The organism is Albimonas pacifica (assembly GCF_900113695.1).
In the GTDB taxonomy this organism is placed as follows: Bacteria; Pseudomonadota; Alphaproteobacteria; order Rhodobacterales; family Rhodobacteraceae; genus Albimonas; species Albimonas pacifica.
In genome coordinates this window covers 251848-270804 of sequence record NZ_FOQH01000009.1, presented here as the reverse complement: position 1 = coordinate 270804, position 18957 = coordinate 251848, and the positions used below count along the sequence as shown (strand labels likewise).

16 protein-coding genes are annotated in these 18957 nt (G+C 75.6%); 1 reads left to right on the top strand and 15 read right to left on the bottom strand.

What is annotated here, in order from left to right; all coding sequences use genetic code 11:
• Nucleotides 1–97: 97 nt before the first annotated feature.
• The 13 genes from BM064_RS20140 to rpsB form a co-directional block, all read right to left on the bottom strand.
• Nucleotides 98–1522: an MFS transporter gene (locus BM064_RS20140; RefSeq protein WP_177236338.1), complete on the bottom strand. Its 1425-nt coding sequence runs from the start codon at nt 1520–1522 to the stop codon at nt 98–100.
• A gap of 433 nt (nt 1523–1955) precedes the next feature.
• Nucleotides 1956–2861, bottom strand: a complete 906-nt coding sequence (miaA, locus tag BM064_RS20135; protein ID WP_092862899.1) for a tRNA (adenosine(37)-N6)-dimethylallyltransferase MiaA — start codon at nt 2859–2861, stop codon at nt 1956–1958.
• A 49-nt stretch (nt 2862–2910) separates the two neighbouring features.
• Nucleotides 2911–3831 (bottom strand): pseudouridine-5'-phosphate glycosidase, encoded by a 921-nt coding sequence (locus BM064_RS20130; RefSeq protein WP_092862897.1) that lies wholly within the window; start codon nt 3829–3831, stop codon nt 2911–2913.
• Nucleotides 3828–4787 carry a PfkB family carbohydrate kinase gene (locus BM064_RS20125; protein WP_092862895.1) on the bottom strand — a complete coding sequence of 320 codons (960 nt, stop codon included), beginning with the start codon at nt 4785–4787 and terminating at the stop codon, nt 3828–3830. The genes BM064_RS20130 and BM064_RS20125 overlap by 4 nt, the downstream gene beginning before the upstream one ends.
• A gap of 715 nt (nt 4788–5502) precedes the next feature.
• Nucleotides 5503–6870 carry an RIP metalloprotease RseP gene (gene rseP / locus BM064_RS20120; protein WP_092862893.1) on the bottom strand — a complete coding sequence of 456 codons (1368 nt, stop codon included), beginning with the start codon at nt 6868–6870 and terminating at the stop codon, nt 5503–5505.
• A gap of 50 nt (nt 6871–6920) precedes the next feature.
• On the bottom strand, nt 6921–8138 hold the full coding sequence (dxr, locus tag BM064_RS20115) for a 1-deoxy-D-xylulose-5-phosphate reductoisomerase (RefSeq protein WP_245779229.1): 1218 nt from the start codon (nt 8136–8138) through the stop codon (nt 6921–6923).
• A complete protein-coding gene (locus tag BM064_RS20110) occupies nt 8135–8962 on the bottom strand; it encodes a phosphatidate cytidylyltransferase (protein ID WP_092862888.1) in 828 nt (275 codons plus the stop codon). Before BM064_RS20110 ends, dxr begins: the two co-directional genes overlap by 4 nt.
• A gap of 5 nt (nt 8963–8967) precedes the next feature.
• Entirely contained in the window at nt 8968–9753 is a 786-nt protein-coding gene (gene uppS / locus BM064_RS20105; RefSeq protein ID WP_092862885.1) for a polyprenyl diphosphate synthase, read from the bottom strand.
• 131 nt (nt 9754–9884) lie between these two features.
• Complete coding sequence (gene frr, locus BM064_RS20100; RefSeq protein WP_092862882.1) at nt 9885–10448, bottom strand: ribosome recycling factor; 564 nt, start codon at nt 10446–10448, stop codon at nt 9885–9887.
• Between the two features lie 39 nt (nt 10449–10487).
• Nucleotides 10488–11228, bottom strand: coding sequence for a UMP kinase (gene pyrH / locus BM064_RS20095; protein WP_092862879.1), 741 nt, complete (start codon nt 11226–11228; stop codon nt 10488–10490).
• Between the two features lie 515 nt (nt 11229–11743).
• The gene (locus BM064_RS20090) at nt 11744–12172 is read right to left on the bottom strand and encodes a hypothetical protein (protein ID WP_143103391.1); all 429 of its coding nucleotides are present in this window, start codon (nt 12170–12172) and stop codon (nt 11744–11746) included.
• Between the two features lie 215 nt (nt 12173–12387).
• Nucleotides 12388–13284 carry a translation elongation factor Ts gene (tsf, locus tag BM064_RS20085; RefSeq protein WP_092862873.1) on the bottom strand — a complete coding sequence of 299 codons (897 nt, stop codon included), beginning with the start codon at nt 13282–13284 and terminating at the stop codon, nt 12388–12390.
• A gap of 188 nt (nt 13285–13472) precedes the next feature.
• Nucleotides 13473–14261, bottom strand: a complete 789-nt coding sequence (rpsB, locus tag BM064_RS20080; RefSeq protein ID WP_092862871.1) for a 30S ribosomal protein S2 — start codon at nt 14259–14261, stop codon at nt 13473–13475.
• Between the two features lie 432 nt (nt 14262–14693).
• Here rpsB and BM064_RS20075 point away from each other — a divergent pair, with 432 nt between their 5' ends.
• Nucleotides 14694–16232, top strand: a complete 1539-nt coding sequence (locus BM064_RS20075) for a protein adenylyltransferase SelO (RefSeq protein ID WP_092862868.1) — start codon at nt 14694–14696, stop codon at nt 16230–16232.
• Nucleotides 16233–16554: 322 nt separating this feature from the next.
• On the opposite strand, the gene BM064_RS20070 is transcribed toward BM064_RS20075, so the two are convergent.
• The gene (locus BM064_RS20070; RefSeq protein WP_092862865.1) at nt 16555–17055 is read right to left on the bottom strand and encodes a hypothetical protein; all 501 of its coding nucleotides are present in this window, start codon (nt 17053–17055) and stop codon (nt 16555–16557) included.
• 171 nt (nt 17056–17226) lie between these two features.
• Entirely contained in the window at nt 17227–18465 is a 1239-nt protein-coding gene (locus BM064_RS20065; protein ID WP_177236337.1) for an acetyl-CoA hydrolase/transferase family protein, read from the bottom strand.
• Between the last annotated feature and the right edge of the window lie 492 nt (nt 18466–18957).

Genomic DNA, 18957 nt, shown 5'->3' with positions numbered 1-18957 from the left:
CGCAATTTTCCGTGCCTCTCCCGCAACGTCGCGGGGTGCATCCGGCCCGCTCGCAGGGCAGGCCCGGCGCGCTCCCGCCGGCCTGCGCGGGCGCCCGTCAGCGCCGCACGAAGGCCCGCAGCGCCACCAGGCTCAGCACGGCGGCGGGCAGGGGGGCGAGGAATATCCACAGGGCCGCGCGGGACAGCGCCTGCGGACCCTCCGCCTCGGCGAAGCCGGCGGCGTTGGCCGCGACGCCGGCGAAGGCGGCGCCGGCGGCATAGCCCAGCTGCTCGGCCGTCGGCAGGCCCGAGGCGATGCGCGCGCGGTCCTCCTCGGCCGAGAGCGCCTGCGCCCGGCGCAGCACGAAGGTCCAGGCCATGCCGAAGCCCGCGCCCTCGACGATGCCGATGGCGACGATCGCCCAGACCGGCCCCACCGGGAACGCCAGCGCCTGCAGCGGCGGGGTCGCCGCCACCAGGCACACGCCCAGCGTCACCGCCAGCGGATCGCGCCGCTCGGGCCAGGACGAGACCACGATCGCCGCCAGGCTCCAGGTCACCGACAGCGAGGCCAGCGCCAGCCCCGCCTCGATCGCCGAGACCCCGTGCAGCCGCACCAGCAGCACCGGCCCGTAGGCCAGGTAAGGCACCGTCGCGAAGCACAGCGCGAACATCATCAGCAGCGACGCGCCCGCCCGGTCCGACAGCCGGAAGGCGCCCGGCGGGAACATGCGCCCCTCGCCCCGGGTCGCGTCGCGTCGGAAGGCCGCCACCAGGCAGCCGACGCCCGCGAGCAGCAGCAGCCCGGTCCGGAGCGGCGTCACCTCGACCCCGCCGGCCGCGATCAGGAACACCCCCGCCGCGATCAGCCCCAGCCGCACCAGGGGCGGGCGCTGGGCGAGCGGGGCCTCGGGCCGCGCGCCGCCGACGCCGCGCATCCCGAAGGCCAGCAGCAGGGTCAGCGCCAGCGCCTGCGCGCCGAAGGCCCAGACCGCGCCGCGCCAGCTTCCCGCCGCCACGAAGGCGCCCCCGAACAGCGGCCCGATCAGCGCCGAGATCCCCCACAGGGTCGAGATCACCGCCACCACCCGCGCCGTCAACCGGCGCGGGAACAGCTGCCCCGCCGCCACGAAGGCGAGCGCCACCAGCGCGCCGCCGCCGATCCCCTGCATCAGCCGCGCGCCCAGCACCACGGGCATGGTCGGCGCCATCGCCTGCACCGCGCATCCCAGCGCGAAGATCGCCGCCGCCGCCGTCATCACCGGCTTCAGCCCGCGCCTGCGCGCCGCCAGCCCCGCCACCGAGGAGGCCGAGATCGAGCCCACCAGATAAAGCGCCGTCGACCAGGCCACCCAGGCCTCGCCCCCGATCTCGTCGAGCATCGCGTCGATCAGCGTCGCGGTGACCATCGAGTTGGCCGCATGCAGCCAGACCGCGAGGCTGACCATGGCGAGCGAGGGCAGGTAGGCGCGGGTCAGCAGCTCGCCCCAGCCGACGGGCGAGTCTTCGGGGGCCGCGAGGGGGGCGGGGTCGGCGGTCATCGGTCGGTCCGGTCGGTTTCGGGCAGGCAGGGCAAGGCGCGAGGCTCCAGAGGCTGCGACCTCGACCACGCTCGAGGTCAAGGGCCTCGCGACCGGAGCCGCGGCACGCCCGAAGGGGATGAGGACCGACCGGCCCGAAGGCGCGCGTCGGGGGGCAGAGAATACGATGGCGCCCGGACAATCAGCGCGGCACGAAGCCGCCCCGAGGCCCGCCGGGCTGCATGATCCCGAATCCGCCGGCCGGCGCCGCATCCGCTCTTTGGCCTCGGGGGAGCCTCGGCGGCGGCCGGCGTCGCGCTCCCCCGCCCGGCGCGCCGGTGGCCCGCGTCCCGGCCGGGGCGCGCCTCCCGCCCGCCCACCCCGGCGCGCCCCGGCCGGGACGCTCTCGAGGCGGGACGCGCAGGAGGCTTCCCGCCCCCCTGGGGCCCGGGCCTCAGGCCAGCCGCTCCAGCGCCTCCTGCGGGGTGGCGGCGGCGGGCCAGTCGGGCAGGCGGTTGCGCATCCAGGTCAGCTGGCGCCTGGCGTAGCGGCGGGTGGCCTGCACCGCGGCCTCGCGCGCCTCGGCGAGGGGGATCTCGCCGCGCAGGTGCGCCGTCAGCTCCGCCGCCCCGATCGCCTTCATCGCGCCGGGCGCCGGCGGCCAGTCGAGCGCCGCCCGCGCCTCCTCCAGCGCCCCTTCGGCCAGCATCTGGTCGAAGCGCGCCTCGATCGCGGCATAGAGCGTCTCGCGCGCCGGCATCAGCCGCACCGCGCGGGCCTGCGCCAGGGGCAGCAGGGGCGGCGGCGTCGCGTCCTGCAGCTCCGCCAGCGGCCGGCCCGCCACCTGGAACGCCTCCCACGCGCGCATCACCCGGCGGGGGTTGCGTGCGTCGATGCGGGCGTGGGTGGCGGGGTCGAGCCGGGCGAGCTCGGCCGCGAACCCCTGCGGGCCGAGTTCTGCGAGCCGCGCCTCGGCGGCGGCGCGGACCTCGGGCGGGGTCTCGGGGATCTCGGCGAGGCCCTGGGTCAGCGCGGTGAAATAGAGCCCGGTGCCCCCCACCACGATCGGCCGCAGCCCGGCTGCGCGCGCGGCGGCCAGCTCCTCTGCCGCCTCCCGCAGCCAGCGCCCGGCGGAATGGCTCTCCTTGACCGGCACATGCCCGTAGAGCCGATGCGGCGCCCGCGCCTCCTCCTCGGGCGAGGGCCTCGCCGTCAGCACCCGCCAGCCGTCGTAGACCTGCAGCGCATCGGCGTTGATCACGACCGAGGGCGCGCCCTCGGCCAGCCGCAGGGCGAGCCCCGACTTGCCCGAGGCGGTCGGGCCGGCGATGAGAACGGGGCGGAGGTCGATGCGGGCCATGGGCCGCTGATCGCCCGCCCGGCGGCGGCGGTCAAGCGGGGGGGCGGCCTCAGGTCCGGGGCAGCGCCGCCAGCTCGCCCGCCACCTCCGCCGCGAGGCGGGCGTTGTTCAGCACCAGGGCGACGTTCGCCTCCAGGCTCGCGCCCTCCGTCAGCTCCAGGATCCGGCCCAGCAGGAACGGGGTCACGGACTTGGCGGCGACGCCCCGCGCCTCGGCCTCCTCGATCGCGCGGGCGATCAGGGGGGCGAGGGTCGCCGCGGGGATCTCGGCCTCGGGCGGGATCGGGTTGGCCAGAAGCTGGCCGCCCTCGATCCCCAGGGCCCCGCGCAGGCGGTGGGCGCGCGCGACCGTGGCCGCGTCGTCCATGCGCAGCGGCGCGGGCAGGCCCGAGGCGCGCGACCAGAAGGCGGGGAAGTCGTCCGTGCGCCAGCCGATGACGGGGACGCCCAGGGTCTCGAGCACCTCCAGCGTCCTGGGCAGGTCCAGGATCGCCTTGGCGCCGGCGGCGACGACCGTGACCGGGGTGCGGGCGAGCTCCTGGAGGTCGGCCGAGACGTCCCAGCTCGTCTCCGCGCCGCGGTGCACGCCGCCGATGCCGCCGGTGGCGAAGACCTCGATCCCCGCGAGGCGCGCGCAGATCATCGTGGCGGCGACCGTGGTGGCGCCGGCGCGGCCCGAGGCGAGCGTCGCGGCCAGGTCGGCGCGCGAGAGCTTGGCGACCTCCGGGGTCGCGGCCAGCCGCTCGAGATCGTCGGAGGTCAGGCCGACGCGGATCGCCCCCTCCATCACCGCCATGGTGGCGGGGACGGCGCCGGCCTCGCGCACCGTCGCCTCGATGGCGCGGGCGACCTCGAGGTTGCGCGGATGCGGCAGGCCGTGAGTGATGATCGTGCTTTCCAGCGCCACCAGCGGCCGGCCGGCGTCGCGGGCGGCGGCGGCCTCGGGGGACCAGGAGAGGGGCGGGGTCATTCGACGGTCTCCATGCGGGCGCGGGCGGCGCGCAGGCCGTCCTCCAGCGCCTCGGCGGTGGCCTCGCCCTTCAGGCGGGCGTGAAGATAGGCGGCGAAGAGCGCGTCGCCGGCGCCGGTCGCCATCAGCAGGCTGGGCTGCGCCGGCGCGGGCAGGGGGATGCGCGCGATCACGCCCGCGGCGTCGGCCGCGGCGGCGGGGGCGGGACCGTCGGTGACGGCCACCTCGGCGAGGCCCAGGGCGCGCAGGCCGGCGGCGGCCTCGGCCGCGCCCTCGAAGCGGCGGCCGGCCAGCGTCTCGGCCTCGGCGCGGTTGCAGATCAGCAGGTCGAGCGCGCCCAGCAGGCCCGCCAGCCGCTCGGCCCGGGCGGGGGATGCGGGGTTGGCGACCAGCCAGGGGCGCGCCTCGGGCGGCAGGGCGGCGTGGGCGGCGACCACGGCGGCCAGCGTCTCGGCGGGCAGGTTCGCCTCCAGCACCCAGGCGGCGGCGTTGGCGGCGGTGGGGGTCAGCACCTCGCGCAGGTGCTCGGGGGCCGCGGCCTCGCAGCCGGGCAGGTCGGCGACGGCGGCGGCGAGCCCGCCGGCCCCGTCCTCGATGGCGAGGTAGAGGCCGGTCGGCGCCTCGGGGCCCATGCGCCGCAGGCTGACCCCGCGCGACGACAGGCGGGCGGCGAGCGCAGCCCCCTCCGGATCGCGGCCCACCGGGGCGGCGAGCACCGTGGGCCGGCCGAGGCCTGCGAAGGCCAGCGCGAGGTTCAGGGCCACGCCGCCGGGGCGGCGGATCATCCGGCCCGGCATGTCGCCGCCCGGGGCGAGCGGACCCGCGGGCCGCCCGACCATGTCCCAGTGCGCGCCGCCCAGGCACACCACCGCAGGGCCGCGCGGAACGGGGCGCACGGGCGCAGGCGCCTCGGCGCGCACGGGCGGCGCGGGCGGCTCGGAGCGGTCGTCCTTCATCGGCCGCGGCCCGTATGGGGCGCGGGCCGGGGCGCGGCGGAGGGGCGGGCGAGGGGAGGGCGTGCGGCGGGGAGCATCCTGTCTCCGGGCGGATCTCGGGAGGGGCGGACTCTCCGCCGCCCGGACGGGAAGGTCAATCGGCGCCCCGGCGTCCCCCGCGCGACGGGTCGGCGCGGGGGCTGCCGGTGGGGCGTTTGGAGGGGCATTCGGAGAGGAGGCGCCCTGCGGGCGGGCTTGGCAGGGGCGCTCGCGGGGAAGGGAGGCGCCGGGAGGGGGAGGGGGGAGCCTCCGGCGGGCTCCTGACTCACCCGGGAACAGGGCCGCGCCTGTTCCCCGCAGCCGTCCGTCGCTTGCGATGCCTGAGCGACTCGCCCGCCCCGGTCAAGGACAAGCCCGGCTTCGCCGGGTCGCTGCGCGATCCTTGACCGGGGCGGGCGAGTCGCTCTGTCCGGCATCCGCGACGGACGGCTCCGGGGAACAGGCGCTCCGCGGGGGAAGCCTGTCCGGGCGCCGGGCGGCGGGCCGGGGAGGCGGGATGGCGGAGGGGGGGACCGGGAAGGCGGCGGGGCCGGGCGAGGGGCCGAGGGGGAGGGGCCGAGGGGGAGGGGCGCCGGAGCCGGGCGCGCGGAGGCGGGGACCCCGGACCCGGGCGAAGAGGGAGAGAGAGAGGGCGACCCCGCGGCCCCGGGGCGGGGCTGCGGGGCCGCGGGGCGGGTCAGAGGCCCATCAGGTCGTTGTAGGTCACGAACACCATCAGGCTGATCACCAGCGCGAGGCCCACGCCGGTCGCGTATTCCGCGGCCTTCTCGCCCAGCGGGCGGCCGCGCAGGGCCTCGATCGCGTAGAACAGCAGGTGCCCGCCGTCGAGCACCGGGATCGGGAACAGGTTGATCATCCCGATCGAGGCCGAGATCATCGCGATCATGCTCAGGAACGCCACGATCCCCGCATCCGCCGCCTGGCCCGAGAGCGAGGCGATCTTGATCGGCCCGCCGAGGCCCGAGCTGTCGGCCTCGCCGCCGATGATCGCGCCCACGTAGGCGAAGGACGAGTAGATGATCTGCCAGGTGCGGATCGCGCCGATCTCCACCGCCTGCAGGATCCCCGGCGTCACCACCTCGGGCGCCAGCCGCGGGATCGCCGTCACGCCGATCAGCGGGCGCATCTCGATGCCCCCGTCGGCGGTCGGATAGGGCTGCATCTTCGCCGTCAGCACCGTCTCGCGCGGGCCGGTCCCGTCGTCGAGCACCATGGTCACCGGCTCGCCCCCGCCCGAGGCGATCACCCGCCGCTGCAGGTCGGCGAAGGCGCCCACGGGCTGGCCGTCGATCGACAGGATCCGGTCGCCCGCCCGGAACCCCGCCGCCTCGGCCGGGCTGTCGGGGGTCACCGCGCCCACCACCGGCGGGATCGCCGCGGCCGTCTTCAGATCCAGCACCTCGCCGCCCCGGCGCACCGTCACCGCGAAACGCTCGCGCCCGGGCTGCGCGTCGGAGGCGGCGGCGAAGGCGCGCGAGATGTCGGAGAAGGTCTCGATCTCCGTCCCCTCGACGACCAGCACCTCGTCGCCCACCTGCAGCGGGTCCATGTCGGCCGCCATGACCGCGGCGGTCTCGTCCATCGTGCCGATCACCGGCCGGTCGGAGCCGGTGCCGATGGCGAGCGCGAGGCAGGCGTAGATGCCGATCGAGAGGATGAAGTTGAACCCCGGCCCCGCGGCCACCGCCAGCGCGCGCTTCCACAGCGCCGCCCCGGGGAAGGAGCGGGCGCGCTGCGCCTCGCTCATGTGCTCGAGCTCATGCAGGTCCGCGCGGGCCGAGGCCGCGTCCCCGTCGCCCAGGAACCTCACGTAGCCCCCCAGCGGCAGCGCCGCCAGCCGCCAGCGGGTGCCGCGCCTGTCGGTCCAGTGGAACAGCTCCTTGCCGAAGCCGATCGAGAACACCTCGGCGTGGATCCCGCACCAGCGCGCCACGATGTAGTGGCCGTACTCGTGGATGAAGACCACGACCCCCAGCACCACCAGGAAGGAGGCGATGGCGAAGCCGATGCCGCCGACGTTCGACAACAGGGAGAACGCGTCCATGGGACCTCCGAACGGCGCCCCCGGTCGGGCGCGGATGAACCGGCGTCAATCTAGGCGAAGGCCGCCCCTTTTCCCAGCCCGGAGGCGCGGATCCGGGCCGCGATGCGCTCCCCCGCCGCGGCGCGCGCCAGCGCGTCCATCGCGAAGACGTCGTCGAGCGAGCCGGCCGGCGCGAAGGGCGAGAGGGCCGAGAGCACTTCCTCGACCACCTGGGCCATGCCCATGAAGGGCAGGCGGCGGTCCATGAACGCCTCCAGCGCCGCCTCCTTGGCCGCGTTCAGGGCGCAGCCGGCCAGCCCGCCCGCCTCCATCGCCTCGCGCGCAAGGCGCAGGGCGGGGAAGCGCACCGGGTCGGGGGCGCGGAACTCCAGCGCGCCGATGGCGGCGAGGTCCAGACGCTCGACCGGCAGGGGGGCGCGCGCGGGGTGGTGGAAGGCGTGGCCGATGGCGTGGCGCATGTCGGGCGCGCCCATCTGGGCCAGCACCGCGCCGTCCACATAGGCGACCATGGAATGGACGATGGACTGGGGATGCACCAGCACCTCGACCTGGTCGGGGCGCAGCGCGAAGAGATGCATCGCCTCGATCATCTCCAGCCCCTTGTTGAACATCGAGGCGCTGTCGATCGAGATCTTCGCCCCCATGTCCCAGTTGGGATGGGCGACGGCCTCCTCGGGCGTCGCTTCGGCGATCCGCTCGGCGGGCCAGTCGCGGAACGGGCCGCCCGAGGCGGTCAGCAGGATCTTCTCCACCGCCGCGCGGTTGGGGCGGTCGAGCACCTGGAAGATGGCGTTGTGCTCGCTGTCGACGGGCAGCAGCTCGGCCCCCGCGCGCGCGGCCTCCTCGATGAAGAGCCCGCCGGCCGAGACCAGGCATTCCTTGTTCGCCAGCGCCAGCGTGCGCCCCTGCCGCAGCGCCGCCAGCGTGGGCGCGAGCCCGGCCGAGCCGACGATGGCGGCCATGGTCCAGTCGGCGGGGCGGGCGGCGGCCTCGATCACCGCGCGCTCCCCCGCCGCGGCCTCGACGCCGGAGCCCGCCAGCGCCGCCTTGAGGTCCTCGTAGCGGGAGGGGTCGGCGGTGACGGCGACCTCGGCGCGGAACTCGCGGGCGGCCTCGGCGAGGCCTGCGATGTTGTCGCGCCCGGTCAGGGCCACGACCTCGACCGCCCCGGGCCCCGCGTGGCGCAGGATGTCGAGGGTCGAGCGGCCGATGGACCCCGTCGCGCCCAGGATCGAGACCCGGCGCGGGGGGGAGGCGCCCTCGCTCACCATATGAACACCGACTTGCCGCGCAGGAAGGTGACGATCGCGGCCACCAGGGCGGCCGCCATCAGCCCGTCCATCCGGTCGAGCAGGCCGCCGTGGCCGGGAATGAGGTTCGAGCTGTCCTTGACCCCGGCCCGGCGCTTCAGCGAGCTCTCGGCGAGGTCGCCGCCCTGGCTGACCACGGCCATCACGCCCGAGACGATGGCGACCTCGTGGATCAGCGTGCCGGTGGTGGCCGAGGAGAAGATCGCGCCCACGGCGGTGGCGCAGGCCATGCCGCCGCCGAGCCCGGCCCAGGTCTTGGAGGGGCTGACCCGCGGCCACAGCTTCGGGCCGCCGATGATGCGGCCGGCGAAATAGGCGCCGACGTCGGTGGCGACCACCACCAGCACCACCCACAGCACCGCCTCCCAGCCGTAGAGCGGATCGTCGCGCAGGCCCACCAGGCCCGCGCAGGCGACGGCGATGTAGCCGCCCCCGATCACGGTGGTCCAGCGCGCCCAGCCGCCGTCGCGCCGGGTCAGCAGCAGGGCCGCGATCAGGCAGGCGGCGGCCACGGCGAGGCCGGAGCGGAAGAAGGCGCCCTGGGTGGCGAGGCTGGCCGCGACCCCCGCGGCCGCGATCGCCCAGCCGGCGCCGTCGAAGCGGCCCGCGGCCATGCGCCGGAGCTCCCAGCCCATGCCGCCTGCGCAGGCGGCGGCGAAGGCCGCGGCGATCCAGCCGCCCAGGCCCAGGGCCAGCGCCGCCAGCGCCGCCATGGCGACGCCGGCGAGGGTGCGGGCGCGAAGATCGGCGAAACTCCGCGCCTTGGGGGCGCCGGGGGCCATCGCGCTCAGCCGACCGCCCCGAACCGACGCTGCCGGGCGCCGAACGAGGCCAGCGCCTCGCCGAAGCGCTCGACCGAGAAGTCGGGCCAGTAGTCGTCCACGAAGGCGAATTCCGAGTAGGCGGTCTGCCAGGGCAGGAAGTTGGAGGTGCGCATCTCCCCCGAGGTGCGGATCACCAGGTCCGGGTCCGGGAAGCCGTGGGTGGCGAGCCGGGATTCCAGCGCCGCCGCGTCCACGCAGGCCGGGTCCAGCAGGCCCGCGGCCACGTCCTCGGCCAGGCGCCGAGCGGCGGCGGCGATCTCGTCGCGCCCGCCGTAGTTGATGGCGATGGTCAGGTTGAGCTTGTCGTTGCCGGCGGTGTCGGCCTCGAGCCTCGCCATCGCCGTGGCGAGGTCGGGCGCCAGGCGCCCCCGCTCGCCGATGAAGCGCACCCGGGCGCCGCGGCGCTTCAGCTCGCGCCCCTCGCGGCGGATGTAGATGGCGAACAGCTCCATCAGCCCGGTCACTTCCTCGGTCGAGCGCTTCCAGTTCTCGGTCGAGAAGGCGTAGAGGGTCAGCCACTCGACGCCCAGGTCGGGGGCGGCCTCGACGATGCGGCGCACGGTCTCCGCGCCGCGGCGGTGACCGGCCAGGCGCGGCAGGCCGCGGGCCTTCGCCCAGCGGCCGTTGCCGTCCATGATGATCGCCACGTGGCGCGGCCGGGCCCCTGCGCCGGCGGCAGGCTGCGCCGCGGCTCCCGTCTTGACCTCTTCCGCGGCCTGCGCCGCCGTCAGGGGCGAGGAGTTGAACATATGGTGCTCCCGAAGGTGCGGTGCTCTCCGCACCCTGTCCTTGTGACCGGCCGTCCGTTACGTCCGCGTGACTCGCGCCGGCATCGGGCGCTTTGAAGGCCGGGAGGGGGCCGGCCGACGGCGCGGGCCGCTCAGACCTGCATGATCTCTTCCTGCTTGTGCTCCTGCGCCGCGTCGATCTTCTTGATCGCGGCGTCGGTCAGGCTCTGGATCTCGTCCGAGTAGAGCTTGGCGTCGTCCTCGCTCAGACCGTCCTTCTGCGCCTTCTTGACCATGTCCATGCCGTCGCGGCGCACGTTGCGCACGGCGACCTTGGCGGCCTCGGCGTACTGGCCGGCGAGCTTGGCGAGCTCGCGCCGCCGCTCCTCGTTCAGCTCGGGGATCGGCAGGCGCACGAGGGTGCCGTCGACCACCGGGTTCAGGCCCAGGCCCGAGGAGCGGATCGCCTTGTCGACCTTGCCGACCATGGCCTTGTCCCAGATCGCCAGCGTGATCATCCGCGGCTCGGGCACGTTGATCGTGGCGACCTGGTTGAGGGGCGTGTCCACGCCATAGGCGTCGACCGTCACCGGATCCAGCATCGAGGCCGTCGCGCGCCCGGTGCGCAGCGAGGCGTAGTCGTGCTTCAGCGAGGCCAGCGCCCCGTCCATCCGGCGCTCGAGGTCGTCGACGTCGATCTCGATCTCATCGCTCATGAGGGTGTCTCCTCGGGGCGCAGGGGTCCGGCCCCTGCGTCATGACTGCTCGACAATGGTGAATTTTCCGCGACCGCTCAAGACCTCGGCGAAGCCGCCGGACTGGTGCAGCGAGAAGATGATCAGCGGCAGGTTGTTGTCGCGCGCCAGCGCGATCGCCGAGGCGTCCATCACCTTGAGGTTCTTGATCAGCACCTCGTCGTAGCTGATCCGGTCGTAGCGCTTGGCGTCGGGGGTGGTCTTGGGGTCGGCGGTGTAGACGCCGTCGACCTGGGTGCCCTTCATGATCGCCCCGCAGTTCATCTCCATCGCGCGAAGGGTCGCGGCGGTGTCGGTGGTGAAATACGGGTTGCCGGTGCCGGCGGCGAAGATCACCACGCGGCCCTTCTCCAGGTGCCGGATGGCCCGCCTGCGGATGTAGGGCTCGCAGATCTGGTCCATGGGGATCGCCGAGATCACCCGGGTCTGCACGCCCAGCTCCTCGAGCGCGGACTGCATGCCCAGCGCGTTCATCACGGTCGCGAGCATCCCCATGTAGTCGGCCGAGGCCCGCTCCATCCCCTGCGCCGAGCCCTGCAGCCCGCGGAAGATGTTGCCGCCGCCGATGACGAGGCAGAGCTCGACGCCCAGGTCGTGGACCCGTTTCACCTCGGCGGCGATGCGCGCGACGGTCGGGGGATGCAGCCCGAAGCTGGTGTCGCCCATCAGGGCTTCGCCCGATATCTTGAGGAGCACGCGCGGGTAGAGAAGCGGGGCGGGCGTGGGGGCGGCCTCGGTCATGCGCGGGAGTCTCCTGTCGGCGGGCGGCTGCAATCTGTCGGAAGGGGCCGTCGGGCGCAAGCGCCGCGGGTGCGGCGCGACGCCTCCGAAGCGGGCGCCGCGTCGGGCGCGGCGCATGGGGGGAGGGGTCCGCCCGCGGCGCGGGGGCGGGCGCGGCGCGCCTGGCGGGCCTCGCGAGGCGGGGCTCGCTCGGCCGGCCGCGCCCGGTGGGCGCGGGCGGGCTGGCGCCCGCAGGGGCGGCTTCTGAACTCACCAGAGAACAAGCCGCGCCTGGTCTCCGGATCCGTCCATCGCGTCCGATGCCTGAGCGACTCGCCCGCCCCGGTCAAGGACGAGCCCCCTTCGGGGGTCGCTTCGCGATCCTTGACCGGGGCGGGCGAGTCGCTCTGATCGGCATCCGCGATGGACGGCTCCGGAGAACAGGCGCTCCCGGCGGGGCCCGTGGCGGGCGGCGCCTGGGGCGGGCGGGGGCGCCCGGGGCCGGCGCCCCCTGGGAAGGGGCGCCGGGCGTCGGGTCAGCCGCGGTTCTGGATGGCGCGGTCGGCGCGCTCCACCTGCCGCGCGGTGCAGCCGCGCGAGCCGGAGCGGCGGCCCCTGTCGTTGTAGGTCACCGTGCAGCCGTCGTTGAAGGTCACCGTGGCCGAGCCGTTGCGGTGGCGGTTCACCGTCAGCCCGCCGGCGCCGGGGGCGCCGGCCGCGGCCTGCACGGCCGAGTCGGCGCGCTCGACCTGGCCCGGGCGGCAGGCCTGCGAGCCGGAGCGGCGGCCGTCCTGGTTGTAGGTGACGATGCAGCCGTTGTCGTAGCGCACGGTGTAGGAGCCGTTCGCATGCCGGTTCACCTGCGGGGCGCCGCCGCCCGGCTGGGCCTTCAGCGGCTCCTGCTGGGCGCAGGCGGAAAGGGCGAGGACCGCCGCGGCGGCCAGGAGGGGGAGTGCTCTGGTCATCATGCGCGCCATGGTAGCGCAGCCCGCGCGGCTGTCACGCGACGATTTCGTGGCGGCGGCGAGGCGAAGCCGGGCCGCCGCCACGCCCCGTCCGGCGGTGCAGGCGGTCCCGCCCGGCGGACAGGCGCGGCGACCTGCGAGGGGGGCGCAGACGCGAAGCGCCCCGCGCGGGGGGCGCGGGGCGGTCGATGTCGGGTCCCGGAAGGGAAGGGGGCTCAGGCGCCCGAGGCGGCCTTGGCGACCTCGGCGGCGAAGTCTTCCTCTTCCTTCTCGATGCCCTCGCCGACCTCGACGCGGGCGAAGCCCACGACCTTGATGTCGGCGCCGGCCTCGGCGACCGCCTTCTCGACCGACAGGTCGGGGTTGATCACGAAGGCCTGCTTCAGGAGGCAGACTTCCTGGAAGTACTTGTTCAGGCGGCCGACGATCATCTTCTCGATGACCGCGTCGGGCTTGCCCGATTCCCGGGCCTGCTCGGTCAGCACGGCCTTCTCGCGCTCGACCAGCGCGGGGTCCAGGTCGGCCTCGGACAGCGACGCCGGGTTGGTGGCGGCGACATGCATCGCGACCTGCTTGCCGATCGCCTCCATCGCGGCCTTGTCCGAGCCGGTCAGCGCGACCAGCACGCCGATCTTGCCCATCGAGGGCGCGGCGGCGTTGTGGACGTAGGAGGCGACCACGTCGCCCTCGAGCCGCGCCATGCGGCGCACCGACATGTTCTCGCCGATCGTGGCGATCTTGTCGGTCACGGCGGCCTGCACGGTCTTGCCGCCCAGGTCCGCGGCCAGCAGCCCCTCGAGGTCCGAGGCGCCCAGCGCGGCCTGCGCGATCTTCGAGACCATCTCCTGGAACTCGGCGTTGCGGGCCACGAAGTCGGTCTCGGCGTTCACCTCGACCGCGACGCCCACGCCCTCGCCCGCGGCGACGGCCACCAGGCCCTCGGCGGCGGTGCGGCCGGACTTCTTGGCGGCCTTGGCGAGACCCTTGGTGCGCAGCCAGTCGACCGCGGCCTCCATGTTCCCGTCGTTCTCGACGAGGGCCTTCTTCGCGTCCATCATGCCCGCGCCGGTCGTGTCGCGGAGCTCCTTCACCATCGCAGCGGTGATCGCCATCGTCTCTCTCCTGGTCCGTCGTGCGCCGCCCGGGAGGGGGCCTCGCGCGAATCCCGCGCGCCGGCCCCGGGCGTCCGGGGGCTTGGGTCCACGCCCGCGCCGCGCCGGTCAAGCGCCGCGGGCGTCATGCTTGCGTCATATGTCCCCGCGAGGGGGAGGGGCGCCCCGAAGGGCGCCCGTCGCAGACCTCAGGCCTGGGCCTCGGCGCCCTCGGCGGGGGTCTCCTCGGCGGCGAACTCCTCCTCGGGGAGGTCCTCCATCTCGCCGAGATCGAAGCCGCTCTCGCCCATCGCGGCCGCCATGCCGTCGAGCGCCGCGCGCGAGGCCAGGTCGCAGTAGAGCGAGATGGCGCGCGAGGCGTCGTCGTTGCCGGGGATCGGGTAGGCGATGCCGGTCGGATCCGAGTTGGTGTCGAGCACCGCCACCACCGGAATGCCCAGCTTGTTCGCCTCGGCGACGGCCAGGTCTTCCTTGTTGGTGTCGATCACGAAGATCAGGTCGGGGACGCCGCCCATCTCGCGGATGCCGCCCAGCGAGGCGTTGAGCTTGTTGCGCTCACGCTCCAGCGAGAGGCGCTCGCGCTTGGTGAAGCCCTCGGCGCCGGCCTCGAAGATCTCGTCCAGCTTGCGCAGGCGCTCGATCGAGTTCGAGACGGTCTTCCAGTTGGTCAGCGTGCCGCCGAGCCAGCGGTGGTTCATGTAGTACTGGGCGCAGCGCTCGGCGGCGTCGGCCAGCGGCTGGGCGGCCTGGCGCTTGGTGCCCACGAACAGGACGCGGCCGCCCTTGGCGACGGTGTCGCGGATGGCCTGCAGGGCGGCGTCCAGCAGGGGGACGGTCTGCGTCAGGTCCATGATGTGGATGCCGTTGCGCTCGCCATAGATGTAGGCGCCCATCTTCGGGTTCCAGCGGTGAGTCTGGTGGCCGAAGTGAACGCCGCACTCGAGCAGCTGGCGCAGGGAGAACTCAGGCAGGGCCATGGTTCGCTTGTCCTTTCCGGTTTTCGCCTCTGCGGGGGTGCAGACGCCGGAGGGCGTCCAACCGGAGGACCTGCCGGGATGTCTCCCCGACCGGCCCGAACCCCGCATGCGGATTTGGGTGGCGCGCCTCTAGCCCCTCCGCGGCCCCGCGTCAACCCCGCCGCCTCTCGGGCGCGGCGTGGCGCGCCGCGCCTCGGGGCGGTCCGCGCGTCCGCGGCGCGCCCCGGACCCTGCGCCCCGGGCCCGCCCGGCTTCCGCCCGCGCGCCTCCCGCCCGCCCCACGCGCCCGGCGCGACGCCGCCCCTCCCGGGAGCGCCTGTTCTCTGGTGGGTCAGGAGCGGCCTCCCCTCTGCGCCCCGCGCGTTGACATCCGTCGCCCGCGCCCCGACCTCTGGAACAGCCCGGCCCCGCCCCCCGCCGAAAGGAGGTTCCATGACCTCGCCTGTCGACGCCCCCGCTCCGCAAGCCCGGTCCTCCGCGGCTGCGTCCTCCGCCGCCCCGCGCTTCGACAACGCCTACGCCCGCCTGCCGGAGCGGTTCTTCCATCGCCAGTCCGCCGCCGCCGTCCCGGCGCCGCGCCTCCTGCGCCTGAACGAGCCGCTGGCCCGCGAGCTCGGCCTTTCGGTCGACTGGCTGCGCTCGCCCGCCGGGCTCGGCCTGCTCTCGGGCCAGGACGTGCCCCCGGGGGCCGAGCCGCTGGCGATGGCCTACGCCGGCCACCAGTTCGGCGGCTGGAGCCCGCAGCTCGGCGACGGTCGGGCGCTGCTGCTGGGCGAGGTGCGCGACCCTCACGGCGCCCGGCGCGACCTGCACCTGAAGGGCTCGGGTCCCACGCCCTTCTCGCGCGCCGGCGACGGCAAGGCGGCGCTCGGCCCCGTGCTGCGCGAGTACATCGTCGCCGAGGCGATGCACGCGCTCGGCGTGCCCACCACCCGTTCGCTGGCGGTCGTGGGCACCGGCGAGGCGGTGCTGCGCGAGACGCCCCAGCCCGGCGCGATCCTGGTGCGCGTCGCCCACGGCCACGTGCGCGTCGGCACCTTCCAGTATTTCTACGCCCGCCAGGACCTCGAGGCGCTGCGCCTGCTCGCCGACCACGTCGTGGCCCGCAACCACCCGCAGGCGGCGGAGGCCGAGATCCCGCCGCTCGCGCTCCTGCAGGCGGTGGTGCGCCAGCAGGCGGCGCTGATCGCGCGCTGGATGAGCCTGGGCTTCATCCACGGCGTGATGAACACCGACAACATGAGCCTCGCGGGCGAGACCATCGACTACGGCCCCTGCGCCTTCATGGAGGCCTATCACCCCGACACGGTCTATTCCTCGATCGACCGCTTCGGGCGCTACGCCTACGTGAACCAGCCCGGCATCGCGCAGTGGAACCTCGCCCAGCTCGCCCAGTGCCTGCTGCCGCTGATGGCCGACGACCCCCAGCAGGCGCTGCCCGCCGCCCAGGCCGCGATCGACGCCTTCCCCGACCTCTACGCGGCCGAGCGCCTGGCCCTGTTCCGCGCCAGGCTCGGCCTCGCGACGGCGCGGGAGGACGACGCGGCGCTGGTCGACGACCTGCTCTCGGCCATGGCGGCGAACCAGGTGGATTTCACGCTGGGCCTGCGCGCGCTCTCGGCCCTGCCATCGCAGGGCGGTCCGCAGACGGACGAGCCCGCCCGCGCGCTCTGGGTCGATCCCACTGCCTTCGACGCCTGGGCGGGGCGCTGGCGCGCCCGCCTCGCGGCCGAGGCCCGCCCGGAGGCGGAGCGGCAGGCGGCCCAGCGCGCCGCCTCCCCGGCCTTCATCCCGCGCAACCACCAGGTCGAGACGGCGCTGGCGGCGGCGACCAACGGTCTCGACCTCGCGCCGCTCGACCGGCTGATGGGGGTGCTGGCGGACCCGTTCTCCGATCACCCGGAGCACGCCGACCTCGCCCTCCCCGCGACCCCGGACGAGGCGGTGACGGCGACGTTCTGCGGCACCTGACCGGGAGGGGAGCGCGCGCCGGCCGCCGCGCGCTCCGCGCCGGCGGAGCGCGGCGCCGCGTCGGGCCGCGCGCCGGACGCCGCCGTCGCGCCCGCGGCGCGTCCCGGCGTCGGACAGGGGGCCCGGGCGCCCGGGGCGAAGGCGGCGCCGGCCGCCGCGGTCCCGCGGGCGGCGACGCCGGCCCCCCGGGCGCACCGCGGCCACGGGCGGCGGCGGCCGCAGGCGCCCCGCCGCACCGCGCCGCGGGCGGGCGGCGCGCCCCGGCGCGCGGCCTGACGCGGCGCCTCGCGCGGGACGCCTCAGGCCCGCCGAACCGGGGCCGCTACTCCGCCGGGTCGGGCGCCGGCCCCACGGTGAGGAACCGCTGCCCGTCCCACTTCAGCGCCTCGAAGCAGATCTGCGCCCCGGCGCCGCCGCACCAGCCGCCGTCGCGGGCCAGCATCAGCACTGGAAACCCTTCGAAGAGGATCATCGACCAGTCCTCGACCTGCCACTCCCAGGCCTGGGGCCCGACCTGCACCCGCAGCGGACACCCGCCGGAGCCGCAGAAGGCCGAATACGCCCCCTCGCAGACGAGCTTCGCGTAGTCGAGCGTCTCGCCCCGGTCGCCGCCCTCCTCGCCGCGGCCGGGACCGAGATCGATCTCGCCCACCGCGCCCTCGCCGACCGAGAACCGCCCGCCCAGGTCCTCGCAGAGCGCCTGCGCCCGCTCCACCGCCTGCGCCGCCGAGCCCGCCGCCGCGGCCGGTCCCGCCCAGACGACCAGCGCCGCCGCAAGCCCCAGGCCCCGCCGCGCCGGCCGCCGTCGTTTCCGATCCGTCATGCCGTCCTCCCCTGCCGTTCCCGACAGAGTGCCCCCGGCCCGCCGCCGCGGCAACCGCAACCCCTGCGCGAGGCGACCGGTCCCGCTGCCGCGCGCCCGGGCTCCAGGGCGGCGCCCCGCCGGGCCCGCCCGCAGGGCGCGCGAGGACCGCCGCCCCGCGGGCGCCGCCGCTCACATGGTCCGCCGCAGCGCGTCCCATTCGTTCGCGAGCCCGTCGCGGAACGCCGGCGCCGCCACCTCGATCAGCGCGGCGGCGCGGGCGTCCACGTCCTTCCAGCGCAGGTCGGCCACGCCGAACTCGGTGACCACGACGTCCGCGTCCACCCGCGGCAGCGTCACCAGCCCGTCGGGCTCCAGCCGCAGGCGGATCCGGCTCTCGGTCCCGCGCCGCGCCGTGGCCGGCAGCGCCAGCACGCCGCGGCCCCCCTCCGAGGCCCGCGCCGCCCGCGCGAAATCCCCCGCGCCGCCCTGGCCCGAGATCTGCCGACCCCCCAGCCACTCCTGCGTCGCCTGCCCGAACAGATCCACCGACAGCGCCGAGTTCACCGACACGAACCGCGGGATCGCCCCGATCACCCCCGGATGGTGGGTGAAGTCCACGCCGCGGAACGCGATCCGCGGATCCTCCGCCACCCGGTCGTAGAGATCGCGCGAGCCGATGATCGTCCCCGTGGTGATCCTGCCCGAGAACACGCCCGCCTCCAGCAGCGGGGCGAATTCCTCGATGATCAGGCCGGCGTGGTAGCCCAGGCCCCGGTGGTCGGCCAACGCCTCCATCAGCGCCGAGGCCGCCTTGCCCACGCCCACCTGCACGGTGTCGCCCGGCTCGATCAGCGCCGCGATCTGCGCGGCGACGGCCTTGAGGTCCTCGGGCAGGGCGCCCGCCGAATAGCCCGGCAGCTCGGTCTGCGCCTCGGTCAGCATGGCGAAGCGCTCGACGGGGATCCGGGGCGCACTGGGGGGCGTGGGCATGGCGGGGTTCACCTCGCCCACCACGGTCTTCGCGCCGCGCAGCAGGGCCTGGTCGAAGTCGCAGGCGATGCCGGCGGTCACGAACCCGTCGCGCGGCGGCGAGACCTGCATCACCGCCCCGTCCAGCTTCGCGGCGCCCGCGATCCACTTCTCCGAGTGCCAGTAGTTGATCGGCTGCAGCTTCACGCGGCCGCTTTCCCAGCCCTCGCGCAGGGCGGGGTTGATGAAGATCACCTCGGCGGTCGACTCGGGCGCCGTCGCCGAGGGGTCGATGTCGTTGATCCCCGGCAGCCAGATGCCGACGAAGGCGAGGCCCCGCCCGCGTTCCGGATCTTCGGCCAGCGCCGCCAGCGCCCCCCTCGGCTCGCCGCCTGCGCCATGCAGGGCGACCCGGTCTCCGGGCTTGAACAGGGACCAGGCGTCGGCTGCGGCTTTCATGGGGATCCTCCGGAGATGAACTTGCTTGCCGGCAGGACTATCACCGCTCCCGCCCCCCGCCAACGCGTCCCCCGCGCCTGCCGCCCCGTCGGCGCGCGCCCGGCGAGCCCGCCGCCGGGGCTGGCGGACGGACGCTCGCGCTTCGCGCGTCGCCCCGCCCGCCATCCCCGGCCCGCGCTCCCATCGGCCCGGGCGCCCGGGCGCGACGCCGGCCAGGCCTCGCAAAGCGCCTGTTCTCCGGAGCCGTCCGTCGCGGATGCCGATCAGAGCGAGTCGGCCGGAGGGGTCAAGGATCGCGCAGCGACCCGCCGCAGGCGGGCTTGTCCTTGACCCCTCCGGCCGACTCGCTCAGGCATCAGACGCGATGGACGGCTCCGGAGAACAGGCGCGGGCCTTGTTCTTGGGTGAGTCAGGAGCCCGCCGGAGGCTCCCCCCTCTCCAACCCCTCGCACCCTCCCCGCAGGCGCCCGGCAGCCAAGCCCGCCCGCAGGG

Excerpts from the sequence above, each read along its gene's own strand:
- rseP (WP_092862893.1), bottom strand. The coding sequence starts at position 6,870 with ATGGACGCGTTCTCCCTGTTGTCGAACGTCGGCGGCATCGGCTTCGCC.
- frr (WP_092862882.1), bottom strand. The coding sequence starts at position 10,448 with ATGAGCGATGAGATCGAGATCGACGTCGACGACCTCGAGCGCCGGATG.
- BM064_RS20070 (WP_092862865.1), bottom strand. The coding sequence starts at position 17,055 with ATGACGGATCGGAAACGACGGCGGCCGGCGCGGCGGGGCCTGGGGCTT.
- tsf (WP_092862873.1), bottom strand. The coding sequence starts at position 13,284 with ATGGCGATCACCGCTGCGATGGTGAAGGAGCTCCGCGACACGACCGGC.
- pyrH (WP_092862879.1), bottom strand. The coding sequence starts at position 11,228 with ATGACCGAGGCCGCCCCCACGCCCGCCCCGCTTCTCTACCCGCGCGTG.
- BM064_RS20075 (WP_092862868.1), top strand. The coding sequence starts at position 14,694 with ATGACCTCGCCTGTCGACGCCCCCGCTCCGCAAGCCCGGTCCTCCGCG.
- BM064_RS20110 (WP_092862888.1), bottom strand. The coding sequence starts at position 8,962 with ATGGCCCCCGGCGCCCCCAAGGCGCGGAGTTTCGCCGATCTTCGCGCC.
- BM064_RS20130 (WP_092862897.1), bottom strand. The coding sequence starts at position 3,831 with ATGACCCCGCCCCTCTCCTGGTCCCCCGAGGCCGCCGCCGCCCGCGAC.
- BM064_RS20090 (WP_143103391.1), bottom strand. The coding sequence starts at position 12,172 with ATGACCAGAGCACTCCCCCTCCTGGCCGCCGCGGCGGTCCTCGCCCTT.
- uppS (WP_092862885.1), bottom strand. The coding sequence starts at position 9,753 with ATGTTCAACTCCTCGCCCCTGACGGCGGCGCAGGCCGCGGAAGAGGTC.
- BM064_RS20125 (WP_092862895.1), bottom strand. The coding sequence starts at position 4,787 with ATGAAGGACGACCGCTCCGAGCCGCCCGCGCCGCCCGTGCGCGCCGAG.
- BM064_RS20140 (WP_177236338.1), bottom strand. The coding sequence starts at position 1,522 with ATGACCGCCGACCCCGCCCCCCTCGCGGCCCCCGAAGACTCGCCCGTC.
- miaA (WP_092862899.1), bottom strand. The coding sequence starts at position 2,861 with ATGGCCCGCATCGACCTCCGCCCCGTTCTCATCGCCGGCCCGACCGCC.
- rpsB (WP_092862871.1), bottom strand. The coding sequence starts at position 14,261 with ATGGCCCTGCCTGAGTTCTCCCTGCGCCAGCTGCTCGAGTGCGGCGTT.
- BM064_RS20065 (WP_177236337.1), bottom strand. The coding sequence starts at position 18,465 with ATGAAAGCCGCAGCCGACGCCTGGTCCCTGTTCAAGCCCGGAGACCGG.